Annotated in this window: 24 protein-coding genes and 1 pseudogene; 7 read left to right on the forward strand and 18 right to left on the reverse strand. The window is 65.4% G+C overall.

Annotation, left to right across the window (positions count from 1 at the left end; genetic code table 11):
• A pseudogene (locus NFX52_RS22725) lies at positions 1-158 on the forward strand (IS481 family transposase); the annotation flags it as partial.
• A 57-nt stretch (positions 159-215) separates the two neighbouring features.
• On the opposite strand, the gene NFX52_RS22730 reads toward NFX52_RS22725, so the two are convergent.
• From NFX52_RS22730 to NFX52_RS22755, 6 genes are all read right to left on the reverse strand, one after another.
• Positions 216-521, reverse strand: coding sequence for a helix-turn-helix domain-containing protein (locus tag NFX52_RS22730; protein WP_055399945.1), 306 nt, complete (start codon positions 519-521; stop codon positions 216-218).
• Entirely contained in the window at positions 502-885 is a 384-nt protein-coding gene (locus tag NFX52_RS22735) for a type II toxin-antitoxin system RelE/ParE family toxin (protein ID WP_055399943.1), read from the reverse strand. The genes NFX52_RS22730 and NFX52_RS22735 overlap by 20 nt, the downstream gene beginning before the upstream one ends.
• Positions 886-1,021: 136 nt before the next feature.
• The gene (locus tag NFX52_RS22740; RefSeq protein ID WP_055399941.1) at positions 1,022-2,221 is read right to left on the reverse strand and encodes a tyrosine-type recombinase/integrase; all 1,200 of its coding nucleotides are present in this window, start codon (positions 2,219-2,221) and stop codon (positions 1,022-1,024) included.
• A gap of 275 nt (positions 2,222-2,496) precedes the next feature.
• Positions 2,497-4,269 (reverse strand): TRAP transporter large permease, encoded by a 1,773-nt coding sequence (locus NFX52_RS22745; RefSeq protein WP_055399939.1) that lies wholly within the window; start codon positions 4,267-4,269, stop codon positions 2,497-2,499.
• A 14-nt stretch (positions 4,270-4,283) separates the two neighbouring features.
• Positions 4,284-4,904 carry a TRAP transporter small permease subunit gene (locus NFX52_RS22750; protein ID WP_055399937.1) on the reverse strand — a complete coding sequence of 207 codons (621 nt, stop codon included), beginning with the start codon at positions 4,902-4,904 and terminating at the stop codon, positions 4,284-4,286.
• Positions 4,905-5,085: 181 nt separating this feature from the next.
• A complete protein-coding gene (locus NFX52_RS22755) occupies positions 5,086-6,213 on the reverse strand; it encodes a substrate-binding domain-containing protein (protein WP_055399934.1) in 1,128 nt (375 codons plus the stop codon).
• 50 nt (positions 6,214-6,263) lie between these two features.
• Here NFX52_RS22755 and NFX52_RS22760 point away from each other — a divergent pair, with 50 nt between their 5' ends.
• The 4 genes from NFX52_RS22760 to NFX52_RS22775 are packed head-to-tail and all read left to right on the forward strand — an operon-like array spanning position 6,264 to position 9,399.
• Complete coding sequence (locus tag NFX52_RS22760; protein WP_055399932.1) at positions 6,264-7,001, forward strand: ABC transporter permease; 738 nt, start codon at positions 6,264-6,266, stop codon at positions 6,999-7,001.
• Positions 6,998-7,723: an ABC transporter ATP-binding protein gene (locus NFX52_RS22765; protein WP_252635830.1), complete on the forward strand. Its 726-nt coding sequence runs from the start codon at positions 6,998-7,000 to the stop codon at positions 7,721-7,723. Before NFX52_RS22760 ends, NFX52_RS22765 begins: the two co-directional genes overlap by 4 nt.
• Positions 7,720-8,556 carry an ABC transporter substrate-binding protein gene (locus NFX52_RS22770; protein WP_055399928.1) on the forward strand — a complete coding sequence of 279 codons (837 nt, stop codon included), beginning with the start codon at positions 7,720-7,722 and terminating at the stop codon, positions 8,554-8,556. Before NFX52_RS22765 ends, NFX52_RS22770 begins: the two co-directional genes overlap by 4 nt.
• A gap of 9 nt (positions 8,557-8,565) precedes the next feature.
• Positions 8,566-9,399, forward strand: a complete 834-nt coding sequence (locus NFX52_RS22775) for a molybdate ABC transporter substrate-binding protein (RefSeq protein WP_055399925.1) — start codon at positions 8,566-8,568, stop codon at positions 9,397-9,399.
• 87 nt (positions 9,400-9,486) lie between these two features.
• Here NFX52_RS22775 and NFX52_RS22780 read toward each other — a convergent pair whose 3' ends face one another.
• The 12 genes from NFX52_RS22780 to NFX52_RS22835 all read right to left on the reverse strand — a co-directional run bounded on the left by NFX52_RS22780 (position 9,487) and on the right by NFX52_RS22835 (position 19,543).
• Positions 9,487-11,184, reverse strand: coding sequence for an ABC1 kinase family protein (locus NFX52_RS22780; protein ID WP_055399923.1), 1,698 nt, complete (start codon positions 11,182-11,184; stop codon positions 9,487-9,489).
• A 15-nt stretch (positions 11,185-11,199) separates the two neighbouring features.
• Complete coding sequence (locus NFX52_RS22785) at positions 11,200-11,685, reverse strand: DUF2269 family protein (protein ID WP_055399922.1); 486 nt, start codon at positions 11,683-11,685, stop codon at positions 11,200-11,202.
• Positions 11,682-12,080, reverse strand: a complete 399-nt coding sequence (locus tag NFX52_RS22790) for a DoxX-like family protein (RefSeq protein ID WP_055399921.1) — start codon at positions 12,078-12,080, stop codon at positions 11,682-11,684. The genes NFX52_RS22785 and NFX52_RS22790 overlap by 4 nt, the downstream gene beginning before the upstream one ends.
• Positions 12,077-12,601, reverse strand: a complete 525-nt coding sequence (locus NFX52_RS22795; RefSeq protein WP_055399919.1) for an SRPBCC family protein — start codon at positions 12,599-12,601, stop codon at positions 12,077-12,079. Before NFX52_RS22795 ends, NFX52_RS22790 begins: the two co-directional genes overlap by 4 nt.
• A 4-nt stretch (positions 12,602-12,605) precedes the next feature.
• A complete protein-coding gene (locus tag NFX52_RS22800) occupies positions 12,606-13,730 on the reverse strand; it encodes a saccharopine dehydrogenase family protein (protein ID WP_055399917.1) in 1,125 nt (374 codons plus the stop codon).
• A 4-nt stretch (positions 13,731-13,734) separates the two neighbouring features.
• On the reverse strand, positions 13,735-15,417 hold the full coding sequence (locus NFX52_RS22805; protein WP_055399955.1) for an EAL domain-containing protein: 1,683 nt from the start codon (positions 15,415-15,417) through the stop codon (positions 13,735-13,737).
• Positions 15,418-15,536: 119 nt separating this feature from the next.
• Positions 15,537-16,634, reverse strand: a complete 1,098-nt coding sequence (modC, locus tag NFX52_RS22810) for a molybdenum ABC transporter ATP-binding protein (protein ID WP_055399915.1) — start codon at positions 16,632-16,634, stop codon at positions 15,537-15,539.
• Positions 16,634-17,317, reverse strand: coding sequence for a molybdate ABC transporter permease subunit (gene modB, locus NFX52_RS22815; RefSeq protein ID WP_055399913.1), 684 nt, complete (start codon positions 17,315-17,317; stop codon positions 16,634-16,636). Before modB ends, modC begins: the two co-directional genes overlap by 1 nt.
• Positions 17,318-17,352: 35 nt before the next feature.
• Positions 17,353-18,099 (reverse strand): molybdate ABC transporter substrate-binding protein, encoded by a 747-nt coding sequence (modA, locus tag NFX52_RS22820; protein ID WP_238385672.1) that lies wholly within the window; start codon positions 18,097-18,099, stop codon positions 17,353-17,355.
• A gap of 103 nt (positions 18,100-18,202) precedes the next feature.
• Positions 18,203-18,433 carry a DUF2798 domain-containing protein gene (locus tag NFX52_RS22825; protein ID WP_055399909.1) on the reverse strand — a complete coding sequence of 77 codons (231 nt, stop codon included), beginning with the start codon at positions 18,431-18,433 and terminating at the stop codon, positions 18,203-18,205.
• On the reverse strand, positions 18,430-19,029 hold the full coding sequence (locus NFX52_RS22830; protein ID WP_055399907.1) for a flavodoxin family protein: 600 nt from the start codon (positions 19,027-19,029) through the stop codon (positions 18,430-18,432). The genes NFX52_RS22825 and NFX52_RS22830 overlap by 4 nt, the downstream gene beginning before the upstream one ends.
• Positions 19,030-19,078: 49 nt before the next feature.
• Positions 19,079-19,543, reverse strand: a complete 465-nt coding sequence (locus NFX52_RS22835) for a DUF2938 domain-containing protein (protein ID WP_082437521.1) — start codon at positions 19,541-19,543, stop codon at positions 19,079-19,081.
• 116 nt (positions 19,544-19,659) lie between these two features.
• Here NFX52_RS22835 and NFX52_RS22840 point away from each other — a divergent pair, with 116 nt between their 5' ends.
• Positions 19,660-20,103, forward strand: coding sequence for a helix-turn-helix domain-containing protein (locus tag NFX52_RS22840; protein WP_055399903.1), 444 nt, complete (start codon positions 19,660-19,662; stop codon positions 20,101-20,103).
• A 26-nt stretch (positions 20,104-20,129) separates the two neighbouring features.
• Entirely contained in the window at positions 20,130-20,951 is an 822-nt protein-coding gene (locus NFX52_RS22845; protein WP_055399901.1) for a TOBE domain-containing protein, read from the forward strand.
• Positions 20,952-21,081 lie beyond the last annotated feature (130 nt).

Genomic DNA, 21,081 nt, shown 5'->3' on the forward strand with positions numbered 1-21,081 from the left:
TGTACAACCACCAGTTACCGCAGTCAGCGCTCAAGAGCAGTACGCCGATGCAGGCGATGAAAGAGTGGTACCAGACCCACCCGCACCTGTTTCACAAGCGACCATATGATCGTACGGGATGCGACAGCTACCTCCATAGATATTCTTACAACCGTTAAATATCGTAACTTCATTTGATGAAGATGTCTGCGGGAAGTGCAGACCTTTTGTTTCGATCAAAGGATTGCCTGCAGCCCCTTGCTCGCGATGACATTGAGCAGTTTGAGGGCCGGTCCTGCGGGGTGGGTGTCGCCTTGTTCCCACTTGCGCACAGTGGATGCCGTGGTGTGCAGGTGCAGCGCGAATACCGGCTGGCTGAACTTCAAATTCTCGCGCAGCCGCTTGATGTCGGTGGCAGTGAATTCTCGTACAGGCGGCGGGCAAATGGCATCGAACTCGCGCATCGTCACCTTGCCGATCGCGCCAGCATCGTGCAGCGCGGCCAAGTCGCCGCGCAGGGATTCAATGAGTTTGCTCGTCACAACACACCTCCAATAGAACGCCGAACTCCAGCGCCTTCACCAAGTCTTCTGCCGTCAGCTCCAAGAACACCTTGCCAGCGAACTGCAACGCCTTCCTCTCGTCCTGCGCGATGTTCGCCTTGTCGCTCTTGGGAAACCCATGCAGGAAGACATAACGGCTACCAATGCGCGCCGACAGCAGCGTTCGATAGCCGCCACTCTTGCCACTGCCAGGACGCGCCACCCGCTTCTTGTAGAGGAAACCGCCCAGATCGGCATCAATCAGGCCAGCCTCCATCTCGTGAACTGCCTTGCACAAAACGGCATCGGGCAGCTTCTCGCCCGCCTGCCACCATGCGAAGTCCTTGCGCTTGAGTATCTTCATGTCTGGCGCTCCTTTGAAGTATACCCGAAACGGGCATACTTTTCCAGTCCCGCAATTCGGACAAGGAGGACGCCTTCAAATTGTCGCGACGTTGTCGCGACAATTCCAGCAGCGGAAACCATGTGTTGGAGCCCACTCATGCCACCGCCTCCGCAGGGCGTTGTGCTCCGGTGATCGTCTTGCGCCGCATCGCCACCAATTCGGCCGCATCGCGCACCGGCTTGTCCTCGGTATGGACGTAGCGCATGAACATCGCCACGGTCTTGTGCGCGGTCAGCGCCATGCCCACTTTCACCGGGATGCCCGAGTTGGCAATGTCCGTCGCCGAACGGTGCCGGATGCCGTGCGTGCCCACATGCGCGGCACCTGCAGCCTTGAGCGCACGGCTCCAGCCGCCGTAATACTCACCCGTGGTCAGGTGCTTCTCCGGATGGCGCGGAGACGGCAGCACGTAGGGGCAGTCTTCCCGGCGCGGCGCCGTCGCAAGCAGTCGATAGGCTTCCTCGCTCAAAGGCTTGGACATACCGCCGGTCTTGCTGTCTGGCCAGACCACGCGGCGGTTCTCCAGATCCACCCAACCCCATTGAAGCGAGACGATCTCGGAGCGGCGGCCTGCAAACTCGAACTGCAGACGGATCGCCAAGGGGATGACGTAGTTCTCCAGTCCCTCGGTCTCAACACGCTCAAGGTGCCGGAACAGCAAGCCCATTTCTTCGTCGCTGATGAGGTGCGTGGACTTCCCGTTGGGGTACATCGGGACATGGCGGCACGGGTTGGTGCCATCCGGCCGGTGGCCCCACACCTCGGCCAGGTTGAACATCTTGCGCAGGACGCTGAACGTGCGGTTCGCGTCCGCATGCTTGTGCGCCATCTTCTTCATCGCCCCGGCTACGTCCGGGCGTTTCACGTCCTGCACCTTCATGCGACCCAGCAACGGGATGATGTTGCGGTCGATGACGCTCTGGTAGCCGTCTTGCGTGCTGGGCTTGTTGCGCTGCTTGGAGTGATCCTCCATGAACTTCTCGCACAGTTCCTTGACCGTGGGGGCGGTGCGAGCCGCAGCCTTGGCGGCGCTGGGGTCACCGCCCCGGCGCACCTCGGCCAGCCACTCCTGGGCGAGAGAACGTGCCTGTTCGACGGTCAGTTCCCCATACAGGCCCAAGGCGGGCTTGCGGCGCTCACCAGCGTTCGTGCGGTACTGGAGCATGAACACCTTGCGGCCCGCTGGTGTAATCTTGCACAGGAAGCCGGGCGCCAGGGTATCGCGCAGTTCGACGGGCTGCGCCTGGGGTTGCGCCGCATCGACAGCGGACTTGGTGAGTTTGATTTTTGCCATGATGACTCCTCGAAGGACCCGTTTGCAGGGGCCACATGGGAGCCATGAGGTCACAAGCCGGGTCGGGTTTCAGAAAGCACCGGCATATGATGAACGCGCCTAAGTTATTGATAAACCTGCTGTATCGGGCTTGGGCGTAGTCCAGCGGAATTCGGTGCTGGAGTCATGGTGAAATAAAAAAAACCTCCGCAGAGGTTTCCCATCTGCGGAGGCTTGAGAACCAGGGCGCGGGGCCCAGGTCCGACTGAATCATTGTCGTCTCACAAGGAATGTGCTCACTTCTTGTCGTTGGACATGGAGTCTTGCAGTGCCTTCAGGGGATCGTCTGCCGCAGGTGCAGAAGCTGGGTCCGAGGCGCCAGCCATGCCGGCGGTTGGATCGGCAGCTTCGGGTGCAGCGTCGGGCATGGTCGATTCCATTTCCATGCGGACCTTGTCGAGGTCGTAGACCTCGGCCTTGTCCAGGCCGCTGGAGACGATGCCCGGGAAGACAATGATCAGGCCCACCATCAGCAGCTGGATGAACAGGAACGGGATGGCACCCCAGTAGATCTGCGGTGTGGTGACCGGGGCAATCATCTTCTTGGTGACTTTGTCCATGTACTCCTTCGCCGGGGCCACGCTGCGCAGGTAGAACAGCGCAAAGCCGAACGGCGGGTGCATGAACGAGGTCTGCATGTTCACGGCCAGCAGCACGCCAAACCAGATCAAGTCAATGCCCAGCTTGTCGGCCACCGGGGCCAGCAGAGGCACGACGATGAAGGACAGTTCAAAGAAGTCCAGGAAGAACGCCAGGAAAAACACCATGACGTTCACGACGATCAGGAAGCCCAGTTGGCCGCCGGGCAGGCCGGTCATCAGATGCTCTACCCACAGCGGGCCGTCCACGCCCTGGAAAGTCAGGCCGAATATCGTGGCACCGATCAGGATGAACACCACAAAACACGACAGCTTGGTGGTGGTGGTGACAGCCTGGCGCAGCAGCGACACCGTAAGGCGGCCGCGGAGGATGGCCATGATGCCGGCGCCCAGTGCGCCCATGGCGCCGCCTTCGGTGGGGGTTGCAACGCCCAGGAAGATGGTGCCCAGCACCAGGAAGATCAGCAGCAGCGGAGGGATCAGCACGAAGGTCACGCGTTCTGCTGCCCGCGAGAGCAGGCCCATCCGGGTGATCTTGTTGATGCTGGCCGCCACGAAGGCCAGTGCCACGCCAAAACACATGGACACCACGATGGTTTCGTCCAGCGCCACGCGGTCCACGGCTTCACCGGACCACCAGGTGTGCAGGGCAGGCATGTTCTTGGCCACATAGATGGACGCTGCCACGCAGATGCCGGTGAGGACCAGCAGCGAGGTCACGCCGCTCTTGCCGTTGTCGTCGCGCAGCGTGCGCGCTTCGGGCGGGATGGCGGGCACCCACTGGGGCTTGAAGATGGCCAGCAAAATCACGTAGAGCGCATAGAAGCCGGTGAGCATCAGGCCAGGCACGAAGGCGCCCTTGTACATGTCGCCCACGCTGCGACCCATCTGGTCGGCAATGATGATGAGCACCAGCGAGGGCGGAATGATCTGCGCCAGCGTACCGGAGGCGGCAATCACCCCAGCAGCCAGTCGCCGGTCATAGCCATAGCGCAGCATGATGGGCAGCGAGATCAAGCCCATCGAGATCACCGATGCGGCCACCACGCCCGTGGTGGCCGCCAGCAGCGCACCCACGAAGATCACGGCCAGTGCGAGGCCACCACGGATGGGGCCGAACAGCTGTCCGATGGTGTCGAGCAGGTCCTCCGCCATCCCGCTTCGCTCCAATATGAGCCCCATGAGCGTGAAGAATGGAATGGCCAGCAAGGTATCGTTCTGCATGATGCCGAAGATGCGCAGCGGCACGGCTTGCAGCAGGGCTTCGGGCAGCACGTTCAATTCAATGCCGATGAAGGCGAAGAACAGTCCGCAGGCGCCCAGGCTGAAGGCGACCGGGAAGCCCACCAGCAAAAAGCAGATGAGCCCCGCGAACATGATGGGGGCGAGGTTATGGGCGAGAAATTCCATGGTGTGTGCTCCGCTCAGGCGGCCTCGCTCTTGTTCTTGCCGTTGCCCTTGGCGGCTTCGGCCAGGTTGCGGATGGATTCGGCCAGTTCTTCTTCAGCCGTTTTTTCAATCTTCTTGACCGTGGGGTCTTCGATCAGGCCCTGGAGGAAACCCAGGCGCTTGATGAGTTCGGAGATGCCTTGCAACCACAGCAGGGCAAAACCCAGCGGCATCATCAGGTACACAGGCCAGCGGATCAGCCCGCCAGCGTTGTTCGACATCTCGCCCGACGCGAGGGCGCGGGTGAAGAAGGGAATGCCATACCAGAGCACGGCCAGGCACATGGGCGTGAGGAAGACGATGTAGCCGAACACGTCGATCCAGATCTGGGTGCGCTTGGAAAAGCGGCTGGAGATCACGTCCACCTTGACGTGTTCGCCCTGGAGCAGCGTGTAGCCGGCGGCCAGCAGGAACGACGCGGCAAACAGGTACCACTGGATTTCCAGAAAACCGTTGGAGCTGATGTTGAACGCTTTGCGGACCACGGCGTTCACACCGCTGATGACTGTGGAGGCCAGGATGAGCCAGACCACATATTTACCGACCTGGGTGTTAAGCCAGTCGATCCCCCTTGATAACTTCAGTAGAGCCTGCATGGTGTCTCCAATAAAAAGGCTTTGCGTGCGATATGCCGACCCACGCGCCGGTAAGCGCAACGATTCGACAAACTTTTACAACGGCGCGATTCTACGGAGCACTGTAGGCCCAGGCTGACGGCAGCGTGACGGTGTTATCCCGCAGCCGGTACTCATTCTGTAGCTATAAAAAAAGTAGCAATTAGGGTTTCTTCCTAGGCTCGGAAGTGCGCTTTTTGCGGGTGAACTGCCACCACGGCAGCACCGTGTTCATGGCCTGCACCTCGCCGCACTGCCAGGGGCTGTAGCCCGGCAAGGTGGCCATCTGGGCCAGCCATTCGGGGGTTTGCAGCAAGTTGCGCAGGGCCAGCGTGGCGGGCTGGTCCAGGCTGGCTTTCAGGCAGGCCAGGTGGTAGCGCTCGTGCACCAGCGGCACAAAATCCAGCCCACGCGCCCGGGCTGCCACTTCAATACCCATGCCCACATCGGCCGCGCCCGCGGCCACAGCCTGGGCAATGGCGGTGTGCGAGGGCTCGTTCAGCGCGTAGCCACGAATGGCCTGGGCTTCCACGCCAGCCTGGGCCAGCAGGTCGTCGAGCAGCACGCGGGTGCCGGTACCCAGCGGCCGGTTGAGAAATCGGGCACCGGTGTGGGCCACGTCGGCTAGGCTGCCCAGCCCGAGCGGGTTGCCCGGTGCCACGATGAGGCCCTGGGTGCGCTGGGCAAAGCCAATGATCTTGTGCAGCCCGGGCTGCAGCAGCGGCTTGTAAGTGCGTGCGGTCAATGAATCGGCGGCAGGGTGCTCCACGGTGTGAAAACCCGCCAGCGTGCAGCGCCCCTCGTTCAGTGCACGGATCGCATCCACGCTGCCCGTGAAGCGGATATCGAGGTGCAGCGCGCCCGCATCGGCCTGTGCGGCGGCGTGGGTGCGCAGCGCCACCAGCGCGTCGTCGTGGCTGGCGTACAGGGTGAGCACGTGGGCATTGGGGTCAAAGGCCACGGCAAAGGCGCGCTCCAGGTCGGCATGCAGTGCGGCGATCTGTGGTGCCAGCCGCGCCTGGGCCTGGCGCTCGGCCCACAGCAGCTTGGTGCCGAACTCGCTGAGCTGCGCCGACTGCCCCTTGCCCCAGATGATCAGCTCGCCGCCGAGCTGCTCTTCCCAACGCTTGAGGGCGCCCCAGACATGGCGGTACGACAGGTCCAGCGCGCGCGCCGCGCCCGAGATGGAGCCCTGCTCGGCCACGGCTTGCAGCAGTTCGGGCAGTGGGTTGCGGATTAGCGCATTGCCTGCATCGCGGCTGAGCGTGTAGTGAAGTTGGACCCTATGCACGGACGTTCATATCGCTGGATATTGGTGAGGTGCCTACGATAGCCGAACCCATGTCCACACTCTCGGAAAGCGCGAGCACAGCGCTGCAACTCACCCTCTCCTCCGACCCCGTCCTGTGGACCATCGTGGGCCGCTCCTTGTCGGTCAGCGCCACCGCCTGCCTGATCGCCTGTGGCGTGGGCCTGGTGCTGGGCGCCTGGCTCGGCGTCGCCCGCTTTGCCGGGCGCGGTGCCGTGCTGGCGGTACTCAACACCTTGCTGGCGGTGCCGTCCGTGGTGGTGGGACTGGTGGTGTACCTGGTGCTGTCACGCAGCGGGCCCCTGGGCTCGCTGGGCTGGCTGTTCAGCTTCAAGGCCATGGTGCTGGCGCAGGCCATTCTGGTGCTGCCGGTGGTCACGGCGCTGACGCGGCAGGCGGTGGAAGATGCCGAACGTGCGCATGGCGAGCAGCTGCGGTCGATGGGCGCTGGCCCGCTGCTGCGCGCCCTGCTGCTGGCCTGGGACGAGCGCTATGCGCTGCTCACCGTGCTGCTGGCCTCGTTTGGCCGAGCGATCTCCGAGGTGGGGGCGGTGATGATCGTGGGCGGCAACATCGACGGCTTCACGCGCGTGATGACCACCGCCATTGCGCTGGAGACCAGCAAGGGCGACCTGCCCCTGGCGCTGGCGCTGGGCATCATCCTGCTGGCCGTGGTGCTGGCGCTCAACGTGCTGATCGCGCTGGTGCGCCGCTGGCGCGAGCGGGTGGATGGATCGGCCTCCAGCACGCCCGTGGGGGTGGCGGCATGAGCGGCCCTTCGGCAAGCCCCTGGGTCGATCTGCGCCAGGTGACGGTGCGCTATGGCCGCGTGCAGGCGCTGGACCGGGTCACGCTGCGCATCACCCCCGGTGAGCGCGTGGCGCTGGTGGGCGCCAACGGCAGTGGCAAAAGCACGCTGCTGCGCGTGCTCAACGGTCTGGCGGACGCCAGCGGTGGCTTCCAGTGCAACACAGGCATGCGTCAGGCCATGCTGTTCCAGCGCCCCCACATGCTGCGCACCAGTGCGCAAAACAACGTGGCGCTGGCGTTGTGGCTGCGCGGCACGCGCTGGCGTGATGCGCGGCTGCAGGCGCTCACTGCGTTGCAGCGTGTGGGCCTGCAAGGCATCGCCGCGCAGAACGCCCGCACCCTGTCGGGCGGCCAACAGCAGCGTGTGGCCCTGGCCCGCGCCTGGGCGCTGCGGCCCGATGTGCTGCTGCTGGACGAGCCCACCGCCAGCCTCGACCCCCATGCCAAGCGCGAGGTCGAAGCCCTGATGGCCGACTTTGCCGCCAGCCATGGCGCGGCAGGCCCGGCGCACCCTGTGACCATGGTGTTCAGCAGCCACAACCTGGGCCAGGTCAAGCGCCTGGCCAGCCGCGTGATCTATATGGAGCACGGCCGCCTGGTGGCCGACCTGCCGGTACACGATTTTTTCAATGGCCCCTTGCCCGAGGCCGCCCGTTTGTTTGTCAAAGGAGAACTGGTATGACGAATTTCAAGAATTTTTGTGCCCCAGCGCTTATCCATAAAGCACTAGCAGCTATTGTATTTGTAGCATCCGGCCCGGTGCTTGCGCAGAGCATCACCATGGCGTCCACCACATCCACGGAGCAGTCCGGGCTGTTCGGCCACCTGATGCCTGAATTCAAGAAGGCCAGTGGGTTGGACGTGAAAGTGGTGGCGTTGGGCACCGGCCAGGCGCTCGATATGGCGCGCCGCGGCGATGCCGACGTGCTGTTTGTGCACGACCAGGTGGCCGAAGAAAAGTTTGTGGCCGATGGCTGGGGCGTGAAGCGCTACCCGGTGATGTACAACGACTTCATCCTCATCGGTCCCAAGAACGACCCGATAGGCACCAAAGGCAAGGACATCGTGCAGGCCCTGCAGAAGCTGTCTGCCGCCAATGGCAACTTCATCTCGCGGGGCGACAAGAGCGGCACCCACGCGGCCGAGCTGCGCTACTGGAAGCTCGCCGGTGCCGACGCCGCAAATACCTCAAAAGGCAGCGGCTACAAGGAATGCGGCTGCGGCATGGGCCCTGCGCTCAACATTGCGGCATCGAGCGGCGCCTATGTGCTGGCCGACCGGGGCACCTGGCTCAACTTCAAGAACCGCGCCGACCTGGCCGTGTTGGTCGAAGGTGACACCAAGCTTTTCAACCAGTACGGCGTGATGGTCGTGAACCCCGCCAAGCACCCGCATGTGAAGTCGCAAGACGCGCAGAAGTTTGTGGACTGGGTGGTGTCGCCCGCTGGCCAGCAGGCCATTGCGGGCTACAAAATCGGCGGAGAGCAGCTGTTCTTCCCGAACGCAGCGCAGTGAGCGGCCTCCATGGCAACCCGTTCACAGGCGGCCGTAGCCGCTGTGGCCACCGGTCTGGCCTTGGCCCTGGCCGGTTGTGCGGTGGCGCCCACCAAGGCTCCCATGGCTGACGCTGCTCCCGTGCAGGTGTATGCCGCTGGCAGCCTGCGCGAGGCTTTCACTGAGATCGCGCGCGACCACTCGGCCCGGACGGGCCAGAAGATGGCGCTGAGCTTTGGCGCGTCGGGCCTGCTGCGAGAGCGCATTGAAAAGGGCGAGCCCGCACAGGTCTTTGCTTCGGCAGACACCGACCATCCTCAGCGCCTGGCGGCCCGGGGCGGCTGGCAGGCGCCCGTAGTGTTCACGCGCAATGCGCTGTGTGCGCTGACCAGCGAGCAGATCAGCGCCACCCCTGACACCTTGCTGGCCACTATGCTGCGCAGCGATGTGCGCGTGGGCACCTCCACGCCCAAGGCCGACCCGTCGGGCGACTACGCCTGGGCGCTGTTCCGCCAGGCCGACCAGCTGCAGCCCGGTGCCTATGCCCAGCTGGATGCCAAGGCCCTCAAGCTCACGGGCGGCGCGGATTCGCCCAAGCCGCCTGCGGGCCGGGGTACCTATGCCTGGGTGATGGACCAGCGCCAGGCCGATGTGTTTTTGACCTACTGCACCAACGCGGTAGCGGCCCAAGCCGAGGTGCCGCGCCTGCGCGTGGTGCAGCTGCCTGCAGCGCTGCAGGTGGGCGCTGCGTATGGCCTGACCGTGCGTGCCGACGCGCCCGCTGCGGCGCAGGCGTTTGCCAGTGCGCTGCGCCAACCGGCCGCCCAGGCCGTGCTGCAGCGGATGGGGTTTGGGCAACCCTGACCGAGTTGCAGTCCGTTGACGTGCTGCGGGCTTGCACACCCGCGGCTCCCCACCTGGTGGGGAGCCGCGGCGTGTTTTTTGCAGCGCTCAGTCGTCATCGCGGTGGTGGCTGCTGCGCCAGATGGCCCGCACCAGCCACAGGCCACACACCACGGCACCAAAGAACCCCAGGAAGCCAAACGCTGGTAGGCCAAACAGCGTAGGCCCACCCTTCACGGTCATCACGATGGACGAGCCGATGATCAGCGCCGCAATCACCAGCGCCATGGCCAGCCGGTTGGCCGACCGGTCGATCTGATCGCCCACACGCTTAAGGTGCGCCAGCTCGATGCCCACCTGCAGGTGCCCGCGCCGCGCATTGCGCAGCAGCCGCCCGATGTCGTCCGGCAACTGCTCCACCGTGGCCAGTGCACGCCGCAGGGTGCTCCACGCGCGCCCGGCCAGCACCTTGGGCTCGTAGCGCTCGCGCACCACCTGCTTGAGCAGCGGCAGCGCTTCGCTGGCCATATGGAAGTCCGGGTCCAGGTTGCGGCCCATGCCTTCGAGCGAGATGAAGGCCTTGATGAGCAGCGCCAGGTCGGACGGCAGGCCCAGGTGGTGCTCGCGCAGGATGGCGGTCACATCCGCCAGCATCTGTCCCAGGCTCAGCTGCGCCAGCGGCACGCCGTGGTACTGGTCCACAAAGGCCTCGATCTCGGTTTCGAGCTGGCCCAGGTTCAGGCCCTGCGCGTCGCCCGTCCAGTCCAGCAGCACGTCGGCCACGGCCTGAGGCTGGTGTTCGACCAGGCCCAGCAGCAGCTGCAGCAGCTCGTCGCGCCGGCGCTGCGACAGGCGGCCCACCATGCCAAAGTCGATGAAGGCAATGCGGTTGCCCGGCAGGTAGAACACGTTGCCCGGGTGCGGGTCGGCGTGGAAAACGCCGTCCTTCACGATCATCTGCAGCACTGCCTGCGCGCCCCGCTGCGCCAGCACGGTGCGGTCAAAGCCTGCCTCGGGCGTCAGCGCGGCCAGCGCGCCGCCGGGTGTGCCGTCGATGAAATCCTGCACGTTGATGCGCTCGCGCGTGTAGGCCCAGTGCACGCGCGGGATCACGATGTGGGGCAGCGCCGCCATGTTGGTGGCAATGCGTTCGGCCTGGCGGCATTCGCCGGCCAGGTCCAGCTCGCGGCGCAATGAGCGCGCAAACTCGCGCACCAGTTGCTGGGGCCGGTAGGGCTTGAGCGCTGGCAGCTCGGCCTCGGCCAGCGCGGCCAGGCGCTGCAGCAGGCGCAGGTCGGCCTGGATGGTGTCGGCAATGCCGGGGCGGCGGATCTTGACAATGACTTCGCTGCCGTCCTGCAGGCGCGCGCGGTGCACTTGCGCAATCGATGCGGCGGCCAGCGGCGTCGTGTCAAACCAGGCAAAAACGGCTTCGGGTTCGGCGCCCAGGTCTTCGCGCAGTTGCGGGCGCAGCGCATCGATGGGCACAGCGGGCACTTGGCTGTGCAGTTTCTCGAATTCTGCAATCCACTCCGGGCCAAACAGGTCGGCCCGGCCCGCGAGGATCTGGCCAAACTTGACGAACGCGGGGCCCAGCTCTTCGAGCGCCAGACGCACCTGCACGGGCGGCTCTACGCGGGCCAGGTCTGCTGCGTGGGTCCAGTTCAGTGCCTGGCCCGCGCGCTCCAGCCGGTCGGCCAGGCCCAGGCGGCGCACGGTGTCGCCAAACCCGTGGCGCACCATCACGCCCAGGATTTCCTTCAGGCGCCCCAGGTCGCGGGCAGTGTCCAGGGTCTCGATCAGCATGGGGCGATGATAGGTTCAGAAGTTCAGGGCCGGTTTGTTCACCATCAGGTAGAACACCACGGCCATGGCCACAAAGGCCGGATAGCCCAGGGCCTCCCACCAGCGAGCGTAGCGCCAGTACAGGGGCGGCAGCACGCCGTCACCTTGTGCGGACAGCGCCGCCTCTATCGCCATGTCGCGCATGCGCAGCTGCAGCCACACCACAGGCAGCCAGCAGGCACCAGCCACCAGGTACAGAGCAATGGACACTGCGAGCCACGGCGTGCTCCAGGGCAGTCCGGCCATGGCCGCCATGGCAAGCCCTGTGGCGGGCTGGATGAACACCGTGGGCGTGGTGAACCACCAGTCCGCCCGCACCACCAGGCGCGTGACCACAGCTTGGGCCTGCACATTGCCGCTGCGGTTGGTAAAGAACATGTAGAACGCCGAGCCCAGCCCGGTGCCCACCAGCAGCACGCTGGAGATGATGTGCAGCCATTTGAGGGTGAGGTAGAGGCTCATTGCTTTGGCGGTAAGGTGGTCGTGTCCTGCAGCAGCACCCACAGGATGGCGGCAATCGGCAAGTTTTTTGTGAGGGGCCCGAAGGGGTGTAGCCACCATGCGGGGTGGAGGGCCGTAGCCAGCAGTGTCATGGCCAGCATCACCAGCAGGGCCGCTCCATACGCCTTGCGGCCGGGGCGGAGCGCCAGCCACAGCCCCAGCACCGCATCGGTAGCTGCCCCGGCCAGGATGATGGCGGTGGGTAGCCACGATGTGTTGCCCTCGGTCCACGCGGCGGGTAGGCCCGCCAGCAGCTCGCGGCTTTGGCCGTGCAGCTCCCACACGCTGACCACGGCGGTGGCCAGCCAGACGACCACGAGGCTGGCGCGCAGCAGTTGGGTAGATGCGCGGTTCATGGGCTGGCCTTGTGCGCGGCACAGGGCGCTGGGCCCTGCGCCTGTTGCCAGTCTGCAATGTCGGCAGCGCGGATCGCCAGGAACTGCGCCAGGCGCTGGAAACGCTGGCGCGTCTTGCGGACAAAGATCCAGTCCACCAAAGGCTCTATGACAGCCCGAAAGGCTGCCGGGCCCACTTGAAAGGTATAGGTGTAGATCAGCAGGGACTGGTGGGGGCCTTGGCCCTGGTGGCGCATGGAGGCTGCCCACTGGGTGAAAGGGAACGAACGGCCAACCATGGCCGCAGCCGCGAGCACGGGGCGGTCATAGCTGACGAACTGTGTGCGCATGGACAGCGCCCGCAACGCGCCGGCACCCAGGTTCTCGGTGGTGGCGCCCACACTGGGACAGGGCGCACCACTTTCCACGCTGGTACGGCGCACCAGCGAATCCCACTGGCACCGCCACTCGTGGTAGTGGAAGGCATCAAAAACAATGTCGGCACGCGCTGGCATCGGGAAGGTCAATTTCCGGTGGGCCATGGCCTCATTCCTCCACCACATCGGTCACCATGCCCCACTTCGCAAACTCGGGTGCAAAGGCCTCCAGGGGCAGCAGGCTGGTGCTGGTGTGCGCCCCGCGGGGCAGCGGTTGCCCGGCTGCGAGCTGGCGGGCCAGCAGGATGGCGGCCATGCAGGGGATCTCGGGGCCATGGTCGTGGTCGGCTGCAATGTGCCAGGCGCGGCGGCGGGGCTGGCCTTGCGCACCGGTGCCCGCCACACGCACCACCATGCCGCCCAGCGGCGTGCCCAGAAAGTCCAGCGCGTCGCCCGCGTGGTGCATCAGCCAGGCCACCTTTTCCGGATGGGGCAGCACGCCCCAATGGCGCAGCGCTGCAAGGGTGGCGAAGGCTCTCTGTGCCAGGCCCACCTCCAGCGCTGCGCGGAAGGTGACGCGGTCGCGGGCTTTGTAATGGGCCGGGAAAATTTCCAGATCCGGGATGTCGCAGACCGCCCCCAGGCGCGGTTGCAGCCGCTGGAACTGGACCGGCGTGGGCTGCGCCCAGCCCCGTTTCGGCTGCCAGCGGCCGTCTTGCCACACATCGATGACCAAGCCACAGTAGCTCAGCACGGCCGCCAGCGTGGCCTGTCCGCGTGGGGCGCGTTGTGCGGGGGCGATGCAGATATCGATGCTGTCAATGCACTGCCAGTCCGCGCACAGGTGGTCGATGACGGCTGAGGACAGCGCGGGCACGGTGCTGGCGCCAGCGATGGCGGTGCGTCCGGCGGCGGTAAACGCGGCCTGCAGGGCAGCTGGAAAGTCGCACACAAAACGGCGGCCATCGGCCAGGTCGATGTAGTGCGCGCCCGCCTCAGCAGCGGCCTGGGCCACGCTGTAACCCTGTGCCTGAAAAGGCCCCGCAGTGTGGATGACCAGATCCACGCCCCATTCGCGCAAGGTGGCAGCCAGACCCGGGGCCTGGTGGTCGAGGACCACGCCCTGAGCGCCGTGGCCCAATGTGTTCGCCAAGGCCTGGGCGCGGGATGCATCGCGGCCTGCCACCAGCAGGGCGATGTGGTGGCGCGTAGCCGCGTCGCCTGCCAGTGCGCGGCAGATGCGTGCGCCAAAGTTGCCGTACCCGCCCAAGACCAGTGTTTTGAGTGTTGCCATGGGTTCAGAGTCCGGGGGCTGGCGCGATGGCGGGCGGGAGTGCTGAAAACGGTGTGGAACCCGCCGGGCGCAGCAAGGCCTGCAGCGCTGCGCGCTGGGGCTGCATGTGGGTGTGGTGCCAGTCGGGTACGTGGGCTGCTGGAATGGGTTTGCTGAACACGTAGCCCTGGATGCAGTGCAGCCCAATGGCGGCCAGCGTCTGCAGCTCCTCCACGGTCTCCACGCCTTCCACCACCACAGACAGGCCGAACTCGCCGGCCAGCGCGCTGATATGCCGCAGCAGCATCTGCCGCCGGCTGTCCTGCGGCAGCTTTCGCACAAAGAGCCGGTCGCATTTGATGCCTGCAATCGGCAGGTCGGCCAGCATGCCCAGCGACGAGTAGCCGGCGCCAAAGTCGTCCATCCACACCACAACACCCATGGCGCTGAGTGTGTGGATGGCGGCCACCATCTCCGTGCCCAGCGCAATGATGGCGTGTTCGGTCATTTCGAGTTTGAGGGTGCGCGGCGGCAGGCCGCGCAGGGCCAGTTCCTCACGCAGCCACGGGGCAAAGCGGTCGTCCAGCAGCGTGATGGGGGCCACGTTCACGCTGATGGTCGTGTCGTTCAGGCCCTGGGCTTGCCAGGCCTTGGCACTGTCGAGTGCGTTGCGCAGGATCATCCGGTCCACTTCGGGCGTCTTGCCCTGCAACTCGCACACCAGCAGGAAGGTTTCAGGATTGATGGCGCCCAGGGTCGTGTCGGTCATGCGCAGCAGGGCCTCGAACTGCACGCCACGCTGCTGAAAATCGACGATGGGCTGAAAGTGCAACGCCAGGTTCTCCGGGTGCAGCAGCCGGTGCAAATGGTCCGCAATGAGCGACAGCTGCATGTCGCGCTGGGCGTTTTGCGCCGTGGCCGATGACCGCATCATCGACAGCCCGCGTCGCAAGAGCTGCTGGCGGCCAGCGTCCGAGCGCATGTTGCTCATCTGTTCTAGCGCTACGGCAATGGCAAAGGCCAGCACGGTGACCAGCAGCGCAATGCCGTCGGACTCACCGCTGGGGTCGCCCAGGTGCAGTGCAAAGGTGTTGACCAGCATCCAGTGCAGCACCAGGATGGCGGCGCCGCACAGCACCTTGTCTTCCCAGGTTTGTGCGCGGTAGCGGGGCGTGAGCATGCTGAGCTTGGCCGAGCGGTGCCGGATGGCGGTGCACGCCGCAAGGGCCACGGCCGTGGCCATGGACGCCATGATTGCCAGCACATTGACCTGCGAAAAACTTTGCACGTGGCCCCAGGTGATCGCAAAGTGCCCCGTCAGCATGCCAGCCGCCAGCCACACACCGGCCACCACAATGCGCGCCTTGCTGGCGCTGGTGCTGAGTGTCGGAATGGTGAGTCGCGCACTCACCGCCATGATCAGCAGGCCACTGAGGGCGGGCACCAGCTCCAGCACGTGGTGCGCCAGCTCGGCATACATGAACAGACCCACCACATCCAGGGCCCAGACAATGCAGCCAATGCACAGGGCAGCTTGCGAGGCGCTGATGCGGCGGCTCGATGGATCGACCGAAAACGCCGTGTGTTCGACCAGGCGCTGGCACACATGCACCACCAGCGACGCGAAGATCCAGAACAGCAGGCTTTGGAGCAGCGGCGGAAACCCCACTGCAAACGCCATGGTGGCGTCGTGCCAGATTGAAACCATTTCCACCCCTTGTTCCCACCCTTGTTTTTTGACGGTCATCATACGACCGATGGGAGGCCGTGGTGGCCACTGGGTTCGCCTGTGGGGCCTTCGGAGGGAGGCCCGGATTGCGCTGCCCATCAGTTCACGATGGCAATGCCCTTCACCTGTGCAAATACGGGTTGGCCGGGCGCCAGCGCCAGCGCCTGGGCCGAGCGTTGCGTGACCCGCGCCAGCAGCCGTGTGGTGCCTGCATCCAGGGCCACCATCATTTGCCCGGGGCTGTCTTCGCCCAGCGCCACCACCGTGGCTGGAAGCACATTGAGGATGCTGGTGTCGCAGGGTGCGGTGAGTGCCAGGCTTACATCACGCGCCTGCACCCGCAGCCGGATGGGCTCGCCCGTGGCGTGTGCCCTGGGGCTGACCAGCATCAGGTGCCCACCGCTGAATGCCACGGTCGTGATGTGGTCCTGCGGGTCGTGCTGTTGCACCGTGCCTTCGATCACCGTGGCGGCAGTGTCGCCATGGGCCAGGGGCAGGTCCAGCCGCACGATCAGTTCGTTGGTGCGGCCCTGTGCCAGCACACGGCCCTTGCGCAACAGCACCATGTGCCCGGCCAGACTTGCCACCTCGTCGATGGCGTGGCTCACATACAGCATGGGGATGTCGAGGGTGTGTTGCAGCCTCTCCAGATAGGGCAGGACTTCGGCCTTGCGCTGGGCGTCCAGGGCAGCCAGGGGTTCGTCCATCAGGAGCAGGCGGGGGCTGGTGGCCAGCGCACGGGCGATGGCCACGCGCTGGCGTTCGCCACCCGACAAGGTCTGGGGCTTGCGGTCCATCAGGGGGGCGATGCCCAGCAAGTCCACCGCCTGCTCCAGCGCCACCTTGCGGCGTGCGGGGGGCGTGCGCTTCAGGCCGTAGTCGATGTTTCCACGCACGCTCAGGTGGTCGAACAGACTGGCCTCCTGGAACACATAGCCCAGGCCCCGCTCGTGTGTGGCGCGCCAGATGGTCTGTGCATCGTCCTGCCACACCTCGCCGTTGACCTCCACACGCCCAGGCTGCGCGCGCTCCAGACCGGCAATCGCGCGCAGGCAGGTGGTCTTGCCGCAGCCCGAGGGGCCGAAGAGGGCGGTCACACCTCGGCCGGGCAATTGCAGGTCCACATCCAGCGTAAACCCGGGGCGAGTCAGCGTCAGTTGCGCGGTGATCTGTGCCGAAGAAGCAGTGGTGGTCATCACTGCACCATCGACACAGTTTTGCGGCGGGTGAGGTTCAGCCCCAGCAGCACCACAAACGAAAACAGCACCATGCCGCCCGCCAGCCAGTGCGCCTGGGTGTATTCCAGCGCCTCGACGTGGTCGTAAATCTGCACAGACACCACGCGCGTGACACCCGGGATGTTGCCGCCCAGCATGAGCACCACACCAAACTCGCCCACCGTGTGCGCAAAGCTCAGGATCGCGGCGGTGATGAACCCGGGGCGCGCCAGCGGCAGCGCTACGGTGAAGAAGCGGTCCAGCGGCCCTGCGCCCAGCGTGGCCGCAGCCTCCAGCGGGCGCCGGCCGATGGCTTCAAAAGCGTGCTGCAGGGGCTGCACCGCAAAAGGCAGCGAATAGATGAGCGAGCCCACCACCAACCCCCAGAAGGTAAAGGGCAGGGTGGGGAGCCCCAGCCATTGCATGAACTGCCCCAGGGGCCCGTTGGGGCCCAGCGTCACCAGCAGGTAAAAGCCGATCACCGTGGGCGGCAGCACCAGCGGCAGCGCCACCACGGCCGACACCGGGCCGCGCCAGCGCGACGGCGTGTGCGCCAGCCACCAGGCCAGCGGAGTGCACAGCACCAGAAGCAACACCATGGTAGTGCCCGCCAGCCGCAGCGTGAGGCCGATGGCTGCCAGATCAGCGCTGGAAAATGGCATGAAGATGGGCGATCCGTCGATGGGGCTATAGGCGGTCAGAAACTATAGCCGTACGATTGAATGATTGCGCGCGCCTTGCTGCCGCGCAGGTAGGTCAGCAGTGCGCTGGCTGCCGCGCTGTCCTTGCCTGGCATCAGCAGCACGGCATCTTGCCGGATGGGTTCGTGCAGGCTGGCCGGCACCTGCCAAGCCGAGCCACTGCGGATCTTGCCGTCGGCCATTACCTGCGACAGCGCCACAAAGCCCAGCTGCGCATTGCCGGTGGAGACAAACTGGAAGGTCTGGGCGATGTTCTCGCCTTGCACCAGGCGCGGCTGCAGGGCCGTCGCCACGCCCAGATTTTCCATCACCTGCAGGGCCGCCGCGCCATAGGGCGCCAGCTTGGGGTTGGCAATGGCCAGGTGCTTGAAATCACCCGACTTGAGCACATCGCCCTTGGCATCCACGGTGCCGGGTTGTGCGCTCCACAGCACCAGCGTGCCGATGGCATAGGTAATGCGCGAGTGGGCTACGGCCTTGCCCTCGCGCTCCAGCCGGGCAGGCGTGGTGTCGTCGGCCGACAGCAGCACCTGAAACGGCGCCCCGTGGGTGATCTGCGCGTAAAACTTGCCGGTGGCACCGAACGAGAGCTCGGCCTTGTGGCCCGTGTCGGCCTCAAAAGCTGCGGCAATCTTCTGCATGGGCGCCGTGAAATTGGCGGCCACCGCGACCGAGACGGTGTCGGCATGTGCCACCCCTAGCACGGCCCATGCAACACCAGCACAGGCGAGGGTGCGGATCATGGATGCGGCGAGGTGGGGCATGGCGGTTGGCGCAAAAGCGCTATTCGTTTATGGAATAGCGAGAGTATAGGCAAGGTCATGAGTTTTCCCTGCCTGCCTCTGTCTATCCTTCTCGCGCGACGACCCGCGCCACCACCCTGCGGGCCAGCGGTGCCGCCAGCATGACCGCCGGGAAGGCGAACAGCCACCCCGTGAGCCACGTGCCCACCCAGAGGCCTAGAAACCCCTGGTCCACCTGCGCGGCTCGAAAGGTGGAGATGCCGGACACCAGCAGCGACATCACGCCCGACAGGATGAAGCTGAACAGCACGGGGCCGTAGCGGGCGGGGATCATGCAGCCACCGCCTCAGCGGGTTGGTGTGCCGCCACACCGCCCAGGCGCTGCAAGGTCTCGGCGAAATGCCGCCCAAACATGCGGGCGGTCTTGGTATCGCCTGGCACAAACGCATCTGCCGCCGCCCCATGGCCTGCCTGCGCCATCAGGCCCGACCAGGATCCGAGCCGATTGGCTGCTTCGTCATACGGAACCCCGGTGTGCTGCTCGGGCAGGATGGGGTTGCCCACCCACACCATGCCGTGCTGCATGGCAAACACCCACATCGACAGCAGTGTGGACTGCTTGTCGCCCGCAGGCAGCGACGACACGGTGAAGCCCGCCGCGAGCTTGTTCTTGAGCTGCTGCGTTTTCCACAGACGGCCGGTGGCGTCCATGAAGGTCTTGAACGGACCGGAGACTCCGCCCAGGTAGGTGGGCGAGCCCAGGATGAAGCCGTCGTAGTGCAACAGGCTGTCGGGTGCGTGGGCCAGGTCTTCGGCTTGGCGTAACTCGGCATGGATGCCGGAAACGCCCTGGGCGCCCTCCAGAACGTGGCGGGCGATGTGTGCGGTGTGCCCGTGGGCGCTGTGATAAATGATGGCGATGGTTTTCATGGCATGGGTTCCAAACAGGTGATTTCGAGGGGAAAAACGCGCAGAACCGTCATCGCGAAATCAGTGCGATGGCGAGCGCAGACAGGTACAGGCCGAAGCCAAAGACGGTGTGGTTGGCCAAGCTGCGCAGGCAGTTCTTGAGCGGCGTGGGCGTGCGCGATGCCGCAAAGCCCGAGCCCATGGCGGGCTGCATCACCAGCAGCGGCGCCGCCACGGTGCAGACGCCCACGGCCAACGCGGGCAGCAGGGTGGGGCTGCGTACCCAGTCGGCGCCCTGGAGGCCGACCAGCGCGGTGGCAAACGCCACGCCCACGGCGTAGTGCGTGAGCCAGCCCCAGGCCAATTCCCCCCGGATGGGCACCGCCTTGGCGATGGCGGCATGGGCCAACTGGCCCCGAAACAGATGGCCCACCCAGCGGCCGATGAAGGCGAAGTTGAGGGTGGGGACGCCCAGGTGCTTGAGCAGCAAAAGCCATGCATCCATGACGGCGGTGGCGCCGATGCCTATCAGCATCGCGAGGGGGAATTCTTGCAGTGGGAGTGTCATCAAAGCACCTCGAAAAGTTGACGGAAGGAGGTTTTGAATGGAATATAGAAGTTCAAGTCAACTTGAAGTCAAGGGGTTTTTTGATGGACATTGCCGAAGTCACCAAACGCTCCGGGCTGCGGGCCTCCACGCTGCGGTATTACGAAGAAAAGGGGTTGATCCACTCGGTGGGAAAACCGGGCGAGCGCCGCCGTTTTGCGCCGGGCGTGCTGGACCAGCTGGCGCTGATTGCACTGGGGCAATCGGCCGGGTTCTCGCTGGACGACATCCGCGCCATGTTTTTGCCCAGCGGCGAGCCCAGCATTGACCGACAACTGCTCTCGGCCAAGGCCGATGAACTCGATGCCATGGTCAAACGCCTCAAGGCCATGAGCAACGGCCTGCGGCATGCGGCGGCCTGCCCGGCGGAGAGCCATGCGCAATGCCCCTCCTTCCAGCGGCTGCTGAAGGCCGCAGCGACTGGCGCGCTGGAGCGCCAGCAGAAGCTGGCAAAGCCCGTCACGGGGCTACGCCGCAAGGCGGCGTGAAGGGAGCGCTCAGGCATCATCCGCGCATGCCTGTTTCTCTTTCTCTCACGGATGCGCTGGGCCATGCACTGGCCGACAAACGCATCGACATCCTGCGCCAGATTGGCACCTGTGGCTCCATCTCGCAGGCCGCGCGTGCCGTGGGCGTGAGCTACAAGGCCGCGTGGCAGGCGGTGGACACGCTGACCAATCTGGCGGGCACGCCGCTGGTGGCCCGCGCGGTGGGTGGGGCAGGGGGCGGCGGTGCGCAGCTGACCGAGGCGGGGCACCAGCTGCTGGCGGCGGCCGACGCGATGGCGCAGGCGCGGGGCGCTGTGCTGTCGCGCTGGCAGGCCACGCCCCATGCGGGCCCTGCGCTGGCGCGGCTGGCGGTGCGCACCAGCATGCGCAACCAGTTGCCGTGTGTGGTGGAGCGGCTGGTGGTGCAGGGGCAGATCGTGGCGGTGCACCTGCGGTTGGGCAATGCGGGCGATGCCGATGGTGCCGCAATGGGCGTGCCCGCAGCACTGGCCGCGCGCATCACCCGCGAGAGTGCGGAGCTGCTGGGCCTGCAGCCGGGGCTTGCCGTGCAGGCGCTGTGCAAGGCCACGGCCGTGCGCGTGGAGCGGGGTGGTCGTTTGGCATCAGCGTCTGGGTCTGCGGTGGCCGATGCACCCGGCATCCACCGCCTGCCCGCAAAAGCCACGCGCGTGGTGCGGGGCGAGTCGGGCGATGAGGTGTCTGCCGAGCTGTCGGGTGGTTTGCAGATGGTGGGTTTTGCGGCGCCCGGCAGTGGCCTGCGCGCGGGCAGCCCGGTCGCGCTGGTGGTGGAAGACAATGCCGTGGTCCTGGCCTTGGCCGAGGTCTGATACTGGGCGGCCTCAATTCTGAAGTGCAACACCGAGAATTGAGGCCAAGATGACACAGAAGAATTACCAGCAGTTGAGCCAGAGCGAACGCCACGCAATAGCCCTGGGACTGCAGCAAAAGCAAAGTCTC

The organism is Acidovorax facilis (assembly GCF_023913775.1).
Taxonomy (GTDB): domain Bacteria; phylum Pseudomonadota; class Gammaproteobacteria; order Burkholderiales; family Burkholderiaceae_C; genus Acidovorax; species Acidovorax facilis.

Excerpts from the sequence above, each read along its gene's own strand:
- modC (WP_055399915.1), bottom strand. The coding sequence starts at position 16,634 with ATGACCACCACTGCTTCTTCGGCACAGATCACCGCGCAACTGACGCTG.
- NFX52_RS22845 (WP_055399901.1), top strand. The coding sequence starts at position 20,130 with ATGCCTGTTTCTCTTTCTCTCACGGATGCGCTGGGCCATGCACTGGCC.
- NFX52_RS22780 (WP_055399923.1), bottom strand. The coding sequence starts at position 11,184 with ATGCTGATCGAGACCCTGGACACTGCCCGCGACCTGGGGCGCCTGAAG.
- NFX52_RS22830 (WP_055399907.1), bottom strand. The coding sequence starts at position 19,029 with ATGAAAACCATCGCCATCATTTATCACAGCGCCCACGGGCACACCGCA.
- NFX52_RS22740 (WP_055399941.1), bottom strand. The coding sequence starts at position 2,221 with ATGGCAAAAATCAAACTCACCAAGTCCGCTGTCGATGCGGCGCAACCC.
- NFX52_RS22745 (WP_055399939.1), bottom strand. The coding sequence starts at position 4,269 with ATGGAATTTCTCGCCCATAACCTCGCCCCCATCATGTTCGCGGGGCTC.
- modB (WP_055399913.1), bottom strand. The coding sequence starts at position 17,317 with ATGCCATTTTCCAGCGCTGATCTGGCAGCCATCGGCCTCACGCTGCGG.
- NFX52_RS22785 (WP_055399922.1), bottom strand. The coding sequence starts at position 11,685 with ATGAGCCTCTACCTCACCCTCAAATGGCTGCACATCATCTCCAGCGTG.
- NFX52_RS22765 (WP_252635830.1), top strand. The coding sequence starts at position 6,998 with ATGAGCGGCCCTTCGGCAAGCCCCTGGGTCGATCTGCGCCAGGTGACG.
- NFX52_RS22775 (WP_055399925.1), top strand. The coding sequence starts at position 8,566 with ATGGCAACCCGTTCACAGGCGGCCGTAGCCGCTGTGGCCACCGGTCTG.
- NFX52_RS22770 (WP_055399928.1), top strand. The coding sequence starts at position 7,720 with ATGACGAATTTCAAGAATTTTTGTGCCCCAGCGCTTATCCATAAAGCA.
- NFX52_RS22825 (WP_055399909.1), bottom strand. The coding sequence starts at position 18,433 with ATGATCCCCGCCCGCTACGGCCCCGTGCTGTTCAGCTTCATCCTGTCG.
- NFX52_RS22800 (WP_055399917.1), bottom strand. The coding sequence starts at position 13,730 with ATGGCAACACTCAAAACACTGGTCTTGGGCGGGTACGGCAACTTTGGC.
- NFX52_RS22835 (WP_082437521.1), bottom strand. The coding sequence starts at position 19,543 with ATGCTGATAGGCATCGGCGCCACCGCCGTCATGGATGCATGGCTTTTG.
- NFX52_RS22840 (WP_055399903.1), top strand. The coding sequence starts at position 19,660 with ATGGACATTGCCGAAGTCACCAAACGCTCCGGGCTGCGGGCCTCCACG.
- NFX52_RS22760 (WP_055399932.1), top strand. The coding sequence starts at position 6,264 with ATGTCCACACTCTCGGAAAGCGCGAGCACAGCGCTGCAACTCACCCTC.
- modA (WP_238385672.1), bottom strand. The coding sequence starts at position 18,099 with ATGATCCGCACCCTCGCCTGTGCTGGTGTTGCATGGGCCGTGCTAGGG.
- NFX52_RS22805 (WP_055399955.1), bottom strand. The coding sequence starts at position 15,417 with ATGGTTTCAATCTGGCACGACGCCACCATGGCGTTTGCAGTGGGGTTT.
- NFX52_RS22795 (WP_055399919.1), bottom strand. The coding sequence starts at position 12,601 with ATGGCCCACCGGAAATTGACCTTCCCGATGCCAGCGCGTGCCGACATT.
- NFX52_RS22750 (WP_055399937.1), bottom strand. The coding sequence starts at position 4,904 with ATGCAGGCTCTACTGAAGTTATCAAGGGGGATCGACTGGCTTAACACC.
- NFX52_RS22790 (WP_055399921.1), bottom strand. The coding sequence starts at position 12,080 with ATGAACCGCGCATCTACCCAACTGCTGCGCGCCAGCCTCGTGGTCGTC.
- NFX52_RS22735 (WP_055399943.1), bottom strand. The coding sequence starts at position 885 with ATGAAGATACTCAAGCGCAAGGACTTCGCATGGTGGCAGGCGGGCGAG.